Annotated in this window: 6 protein-coding genes; all 6 read left to right on the forward strand. The window is 68.6% G+C overall.

The window, feature by feature from the left end; translation table 11 throughout:
* Nucleotides 1-155: 155 nt before the first annotated feature.
* The 6 genes from WS89_RS20705 to WS89_RS20730 all read left to right on the forward strand — a co-directional run bounded on the left by WS89_RS20705 (nt 156) and on the right by WS89_RS20730 (nt 6,954).
* Nucleotides 156-1,397: a sensor histidine kinase gene (locus WS89_RS20705; protein WP_257128191.1), complete on the forward strand. Its 1,242-nt coding sequence runs from the start codon at nt 156-158 to the stop codon at nt 1,395-1,397.
* Nucleotides 1,394-2,713 (forward strand): MFS transporter, encoded by a 1,320-nt coding sequence (locus tag WS89_RS20710; RefSeq protein WP_059793105.1) that lies wholly within the window; start codon nt 1,394-1,396, stop codon nt 2,711-2,713. Before WS89_RS20705 ends, WS89_RS20710 begins: the two co-directional genes overlap by 4 nt.
* 233 nt (nt 2,714-2,946) lie before the next feature.
* Complete coding sequence (locus WS89_RS20715; protein ID WP_059793106.1) at nt 2,947-3,978, forward strand: DUF4331 family protein; 1,032 nt, start codon at nt 2,947-2,949, stop codon at nt 3,976-3,978.
* Between the two features lie 72 nt (nt 3,979-4,050).
* Entirely contained in the window at nt 4,051-5,160 is a 1,110-nt protein-coding gene (locus WS89_RS20720; protein WP_082741921.1) for a HoxN/HupN/NixA family nickel/cobalt transporter, read from the forward strand.
* Between the two features lie 44 nt (nt 5,161-5,204).
* Nucleotides 5,205-6,116 carry an SDR family oxidoreductase gene (locus tag WS89_RS20725; RefSeq protein ID WP_059793107.1) on the forward strand — a complete coding sequence of 304 codons (912 nt, stop codon included), beginning with the start codon at nt 5,205-5,207 and terminating at the stop codon, nt 6,114-6,116.
* Nucleotides 6,117-6,213: 97 nt separating this feature from the next.
* On the forward strand, nt 6,214-6,954 hold the full coding sequence (locus tag WS89_RS20730) for an SDR family oxidoreductase (protein ID WP_082741922.1): 741 nt from the start codon (nt 6,214-6,216) through the stop codon (nt 6,952-6,954).
* The last annotated feature ends 201 nt before the right edge of the window (nt 6,955-7,155 follow it).

The following is a 7,155-nucleotide window of genomic DNA, read 5'->3' on the forward strand; positions in this document are numbered from 1 at the left end:
GGCAATCCGGCCATTTTGTCTGTGTATAATCGGCGCGCATTTTTCGGCGAGATGGCATGTCCCGTGTCGCGGGGCGTCGCCCGAACACGCGGCCAACGTGGCACTCCACCATGAACGAACCTCACGCAGCGGTTGACACGATGCCCGATCGGAATATGCGCGCAGACGACGCACGCGTCGACGCGCTGTTCCGCCGCGCGCCGATCCCGATCCTGATCGAGGACTGGTCCGGCATCAAACGCTGGATCGATACGCTGAAGGCGCGCGGCGTGACGGATCTCGACGCCTACCTCGACGCGCATCCCGACGTCATCGACGAAATGCGTCGGCTGCACGCGTTCGTCGACGCGAACGACGCAACGCTGTCGCTGTTCGAGGCGGCATCGAAGGAAGCGTTTTTCGCCGTGGCCGGGCAACTGCTGCCGGCCAGCCGGCTCAGCAATTCGCAGGTCCTGCATGCGATGTTCGCCGGCCGTTCGTCGTGTCAGGGCGAGCGTACGCTCTCCACGTTGACGGGCAGGAAAGTGCCGATCGTCTGGCGCTGCTCGCTGCCGGCCGACGACGACGCATACCGCCGGCTTCATTTCTACGCATTCGACGTCACCGAATACAAGGAGAACGGCGAACGGCTCGACGCGCTGCGCGCGCAGCTCGCGCGCACGGCCCGCGTGTCGATGATGGGCCAGCTCGTCGCGTCGATCACGCACGAGATCGGCCAGCCGCTCGGTGCGATCCGCACGGCGCTCGACGCGGCCGTCCGATGGCTGGACCGCAGCGAGCCGGACGTCGCCGAAGCCACCGCCGCCTTTCGCCACGCATCGCGGTGGACGGACGACATGGCGAACATCTGCCGGCGCTTGCGCGGGTTCCTGGCCGGCGCGCCGGTGGAAGCGGTGGACCTCGACTGCGCGGAGGTCGTGGCTTCCGCGATGCAACTGGTCGCATCGGAAGCGAGCGCGCATACGATCACGCTCGCCGCGGAAGTCGCCGCCGGCGCGACGGCGCATGCGGACCGGATTCAACTCCAGCAAGTGCTGACGAACCTGCTCATCAACGGCATTCACGCGATCGACGCGGCGCCCGCCGACGCGCGCGAGCGGCTGTTGCGCGTGCGAGCCGGCCGCTACGACGACACGCATACGCTGTTCGAAGTCGCCGACAACGGTTGCGGAATCGCCAGCGCGCCGCGCGACGCGATCTTTCAGCCGTTTTCCAGCACCAAGCGCGACGGCATGGGAATGGGCCTGCCGATCTCGAAATCGATCGTCGAAGCGCACGGCGGCACGATCTGGATCGGCGACACCGGCCCGCACGGCACGAAGATCTGCTTCACGCTGCCTTCGTCCGTGCACGCGGCGGCCGGTGCCGGACCGGCTCCCGGCCGGACCGACGATTGAGCCGGCACCGCGCGAAACCGCCCGCCGGCGCCGCGCGCGCGGCCGATGCCGCCACCGCGCAGCGGCGCGCATCCGAGCGCCGGCTCCTCGCGACGGTCGTCGCGGCGAACGCGCTCGAATTCTTCGATTATTTCTCGTACGCCGTTTACGCAGCCTTCATCACGCGTACGTTCTTCCCGCACGTTGCCGGCGCCTACGCCGCACTCCTGTCGCTCGGCACTTTCGCCGCCGGGTTCCTGTCGCGCCCGCTCGGCGCGATCGCGATCGGCGTCCATGCGGATGCCGCAGGACGCAAGCCGGCGCTGCTGCTGAGCGCCGCGCTCGTGACGGCCGGCTCGTTCGGGCTCGCCGTGATTCCGGGCTACGCAACGCTCGGCATCGCCGCGCCGATCGCCGTGCTGCTGTGCCGGATCCTGCAGGGCATTGCCGTGGGCGGCGAGATGGGCGCGTCCGGCGCATTGCTGATCGAGCGGTGCCCACCCGGGCGCACATGCACGTACGCGGGCTGGCTGATGGCCGGGCAGGGGCTCGCGCTGGCCGCCGCCGGCGCCTGCGGGATCGCGCTGTACGCGACGCTGAGCGCCGCGCAGATCGAGCGCTGGGGATGGCGCGTGCCGTTCGCGCTCGCGGCCGCGCTCATTCCCGTGCAGATCTACTTGCGCCGCCATATCGACGAAACGTGGGAACGGCGCACCGCAACGACCGCGTTCGGCGGCATGCTCCGGCAGCATCGCGGCCGATGGCTGCTCGCGATCGCACTGATTTTCGGCGGCACGGTGCCGACCTACGTCGCCACCTATACGACGACGTTCGGCGTCGCAGGGCCGCCGCCATCCGCGCATGCATCGTTCGTGACGACCGCGGCCGTCGGCGCAGTGACGTTCGCGTTGTCGATCGCGGGCGGCCTGCTTGCCGATCGGATCGGCCGCATCCGCACCATCGTGCTGGCCCGCGCGCTGACGATGACCGTCGTCCTGCCGGCATTCCACTTCGCGGCCGTCCATGCGCATCCGCTCGCGCTGCTCGGCGTGGTCGCGCTGTTCGCCGGGTTGTCGGCACTCGCCGGCGCGCCGAGCATCGTCGCGATCCTCGACATGTTCCCCGCGCACGGCCGGGCGGCCGCCCTCTCCGTGGTCTATGCGACCGGCGTTGCGCTGTTCGGCGGCACCGCGCCGTTCGTCGTCGCGGCCGTGAACGCGTGGGCCGGCACGCACGGCGCGGCTGGCGCATACGTGTTCGTATCGGCCGCCGTCACGCTGGTCGCGCTTGCCGCCGTTCGCGCGGCCGACGCGCGAACGCCCGCCGTACGACGCTGAACGCCGCTTCCGGCGGTGGCCGCCGCCACGCCGCCGTCGTGCGATTCCGCAAACGCCCGCCGTTCGCCGACAGCGCCCTGCCCTGCTCCCTTCCAGAATCTGCCTGTCGTCCGACGCATCGTCGATCGAAGCGTCCGACGTTCCGCTGAAAAGCGTCGAAGACCATGCCGGCGCGCATCGCGCGATACGGCACGTCTGCCCACCCGCAGCCCCACTTCGGACAGGATCGAACCATGTCACATCATCTCGACTCCCCGCTCGCGCGGCAGGACATTCGCCTCGACATCACCGACCTCTACTGCTTTCGCGGGGAGACGGGAACGGTGCTGGCGATCAACGTTTGCCACTCGATCGCGGGCGACGTGCCGACACCCGGCTATCACCCCGAAGGGTTCTACGAATTCAAGCTCGATCTGAACGGCGATGCGATCGAAGAGCTCACGTACCGGATCCGCTTCGACGCGCGCGATACGCACGGGCGCCAGCGCTTCGAGCTGCGCCGTATCGCGGGTGCGGCGGCCACCGATCCGCATGCCGACGGCGAATTCGTCGCGCGCGGCAGCACCGACGAAGCGGTTACCGCGCCGTCCGGTACGCGAGTCTGGGCCGGCAAGGCAGGCGATCCGTTCTGGATCGAACCCGACGTGCTGCATGCGGTCGGCCACGCGTTCCAGGATGGCACCCCGCTCGACCTCGGTACGTGGCAGCCGGGCGATGCACGCAACCTGTTCGCGGGCCACACCGTCTACTCGATCGTGCTCGAAGTGCCCGACGCCGAGCTCCTCGCGAATGCCGACGCGAACCGCAAGGTCGGCGTATGGGCAGTGGCGACCCTCGCGACGGACGCCGGCGGCTGGCGATCGATCAATCGCGTCGGGCTGCCGATGATTCATCCGCTCTTCACGCAATACAACGAGGACCTCGGCGACCGGCTGAACGCAGGACGCCCCGCCGACGACTTCGCGACATACGGCGAAACGGTGATTGCATCGGTGGCCGGCGCGGTGCGCGCGAACGGCACCGCCGAAGATCCGGTCGGCTATGCAACCGCCGTCGCGCATCGGTTCCTGCCGAACGTCCTGCCGTACACGATCGGCACGCCCGCCGTGTTCGGCATGGCCGAGTGGAACGGGCGATCGCTCACCGACAACGCGCCGGACGTGATGTTCACGATCGCGTCGAACACGCCGATCCGCCTCGGAATCGGCAAGGAATCGGTCACGTCGAAGCCGTCGTCCACGTTCCCGTACGTTCCGAAAGCCTGACGCCGGTCCGGCGTTTCCCGCGTCCGGCGTCCGCGAGTCGCCGGGCGCGCAGCTCCCCTTGACGAGGCTGCCATGCTTGCACGTCGACATCTCCCGCCGTCCGGCACCGACCGGGCACACCGACATCGCATCACGTCGATCGATCTTTCCGCGATCGCGATCGTCGCCTTCATCGTGCTGTTGCACGTCGTCGGCTGGGGTACGCTGATCGCGCTGATCGTCCCGCAGCATCTGAGCGTCGGTTCCCGTGCGTTCGGAATCGGCGCGGGCATCACCGCGTATTCGCTCGGCATGCGCCACGCGTTCGACGCGGACCACATCGCCGCGATCGACAACACCACGCGCAAGCTGCTCGGTGAAGGCCAGCGCTCGGCGAGCGTCGGCTTCTGGTTTTCGTTCGGGCACTCGAGCGTCGTATTCGGGCTCGCCGTGCTCATCTCGCTCGGCATGCGCTCGTTGTCCGCGCATGTGGTCGACGCCGGATCGACGCTGCGCGCGCTGACCAGCGTGCTCGGCGCCGTCGTATCGAGCGTCTTTCTCTACGCGATCGCGGCACTCAACGTCGCCGCGTTCTACGACCTGTATGCGGCGTTCCGCGCGATGCGCACGGGCCGTTACGACGAAGCCCAACTCGAGCGGCGCCTCGAGTCGCGCGGTCTCGTCGCCCGCGTGCTCGCCCCGCTGATGCGCATCGTGCGCAAGCCGGGCCAGATGTACTTCGTCGGCCTGCTGTTCGGGCTGGGCTTCGATACGGCGACCGAGATCGCGCTGCTGGTGCTGACCGGCTCCGGCGCCGCGTCGGGTCTCCCGTGGTACGCGATTCTCTGTCTGCCCGTGCTGTTCGCGGCCGGCATGCTGCTGTTCGACACGATCGACGGTTCGTTCATGCACGTCGCGTACGGATGGGCCCTCGCACGGCCCGTTCGCAAGATCTACTACAACCTGGTCGTCACCGGTCTCTCGATCGGCGTCGCGCTCGTCATCGGCACCGTCGAGGTACTCGGCCTGCTCAACCGCGCACTGGGTACGCACGGTGCGGCCGGCACATGGCTCGCCACGCTCGATCTGAACGATCTCGGCTTTGCGATCGTCGGCCTGTTCGTCGCCACCTGGGCCGTGTCGATCGCGATCTGGAAGGTCGGGCGGTTCGAGCAGCGCTGGGCCGTCGGCCGCGACGCATAGCATTGCGCAACGTCACGTTCACTTGCCTACGGAGGGCATCCATCATGAGCAAAGTCATACTCGTCACCGGCGCGTCCAGCGGCTTCGGCCGGCTGACGGCCGAGGCGCTCGCACGCGCGGGCCACACCGTCTATGCGTCGATGCGCGACATCGGCGGGCGCAATGCGCCGGCGCGCGAACAGCTGCACGCACTCGCATGCGACGCCGGCATCGACCTGCGCCCGCTCGAACTCGACGTACAGTCCGACGCGTCGATCGATCGCGCCGTCGCGCAGGTGATCGAGCAAGCGGGCCGCATCGACGTGCTGATCCACAATGCCGGCCACATGGCATTCGGCCCGGCCGAAGCGTTCACGCCGGAGCAGTATGCGCAGCTGTACGACATCAACGTGCTCAGCACCCAGCGTGTGAACCGCGCCGTGCTGCCCCACCTGCGCGGCCGGCGCGAGGGACTGCTGATCTGGGTATCGAGCAGCAGCGCCGCTGGCGGCACGCCGCCGTACCTCGCACCGTATTTCGGCGCGAAGGCCGCGATGGACGCGATCGCCGTGCTGTATGCGCGCGAACTGTCTCGCTGGGGCATCGAGACGTCGATCGTCGTGCCGGGCGCATTCACGCAGGGCACGAATCATTTCGCCCACGCGAGCGCGCCGGCCGACGCCGCGCGTGCGGCCGAATACGACGCCGGACCCTATGCGGACTTCGGCCGCGAAGTGCAGGAAGCGTTCGCCGCGATCGTGCCGGCACACGCGCACGCGAGCCTCGTCGCCGATGCCATCGTGGACGTCGTCGCGACGCCTGCCGGCAAGCGGCCGTTTCGCGTGCACATCGATCCGACCGAAGACGGCGCGAACGTCGGCTTTACGGTGCTCGACCGGCTGCGCGCGGAGATGCTGCATCGCGTCGGGCTGTCCGATCTTCTGTCGCCGCACGTCCCGACGTCGAATCGCGCGTGACGCGCGCCGTTTCACCCGCAATCGATCATCCACCCGTCCGGGCTCGGCCGCGATGCGCCGCGTCCGCAGCCGCCCGGCCTTCATTGAAGGAGCACCCATGTCTCAATCGTCCGACAAGATCGCCATCGTTACCGGTTCGTCGCGCGGCATCGGCGCCGATATCGCAGTTCGCCTCGCGCACGACGGGTTCAAGGTCGTCGTCAACTATGCAAGCAACGCGGCGCCGGCGGAAGAAGTCGTCGCCCGCATCCGCCAGGCGGGCGGCGATGCGTTGCTCGTCAAGGCCGACATCGCCGATCCGGCGGCCACCATCGCGATGTTCGATGCGGCGGAAAAGGCATACGGCGGCGTCGACGTCGTCGTCAACAGCGCCGGCGTGATGCTTCAGGCACGGATCGCCGAATTCGACGACGCGACGTTCGACCGAGCGGTCGCCATCAACTTCAAGGGCGCGTTCAACGTGTGCCGCGAAGCCGCGCGCCGCGTGCGCGACGGCGGCCGGATCATGAACCTGACGACGAGCGTGACCGGCGTGCGTCTGCCGACCTATGCGGTGTACATCGCGACGAAGTGCGCGGTCGAAGGGCTCACGCAGGTGCTCGCACAGGAACTGCGCGGTCGCCGCATCAGCGTCAACGCGGTCGCACCGGGGCCGGTCGCCACCGAGCTGTTCCTCGCCGGCAAGAGCCCGGAACTCATCGAGCGCATGGAGAAGATGAATCCGATGGAGCGGCTTGGGCAGCCGGAGGACATCTCGGCCGTCGTCGCGTTCCTCGCGAGCCCGCAGGGCGGATGGATCAACGGCCAGGTCGTACGCGCGAACGGCGGAATGTGCTGACGACGGCCGGACGAGCGTGAAGCGCCGACGGCGGCCGCGCTCGCGCATGTCGGGCGAACGTGCCGACATGCGCGAACGCCGGTTGCGTCAACGGCGTTGGCCGCCTCGTCCGCCTCCGATGAGCAAGGAGAATGAAATGAACGCGTCCCACCCACGCACGTGAGGGTAAAGAGGGGTGGATCCTCACGGGCCAACGGCATC

This window comes from Burkholderia sp. MSMB1072 (genome assembly GCF_001524725.1).
GTDB lineage: Bacteria > Pseudomonadota > Gammaproteobacteria > Burkholderiales > Burkholderiaceae > Burkholderia.

Excerpts from the sequence above, each read along its gene's own strand:
- WS89_RS20705 (WP_257128191.1), top strand. The coding sequence starts at position 156 with ATGCGCGCAGACGACGCACGCGTCGACGCGCTGTTCCGCCGCGCGCCG.
- WS89_RS20715 (WP_059793106.1), top strand. The coding sequence starts at position 2,947 with ATGTCACATCATCTCGACTCCCCGCTCGCGCGGCAGGACATTCGCCTC.
- WS89_RS20720 (WP_082741921.1), top strand. The coding sequence starts at position 4,051 with ATGCTTGCACGTCGACATCTCCCGCCGTCCGGCACCGACCGGGCACAC.
- WS89_RS20725 (WP_059793107.1), top strand. The coding sequence starts at position 5,205 with ATGAGCAAAGTCATACTCGTCACCGGCGCGTCCAGCGGCTTCGGCCGG.
- WS89_RS20730 (WP_082741922.1), top strand. The coding sequence starts at position 6,214 with ATGTCTCAATCGTCCGACAAGATCGCCATCGTTACCGGTTCGTCGCGC.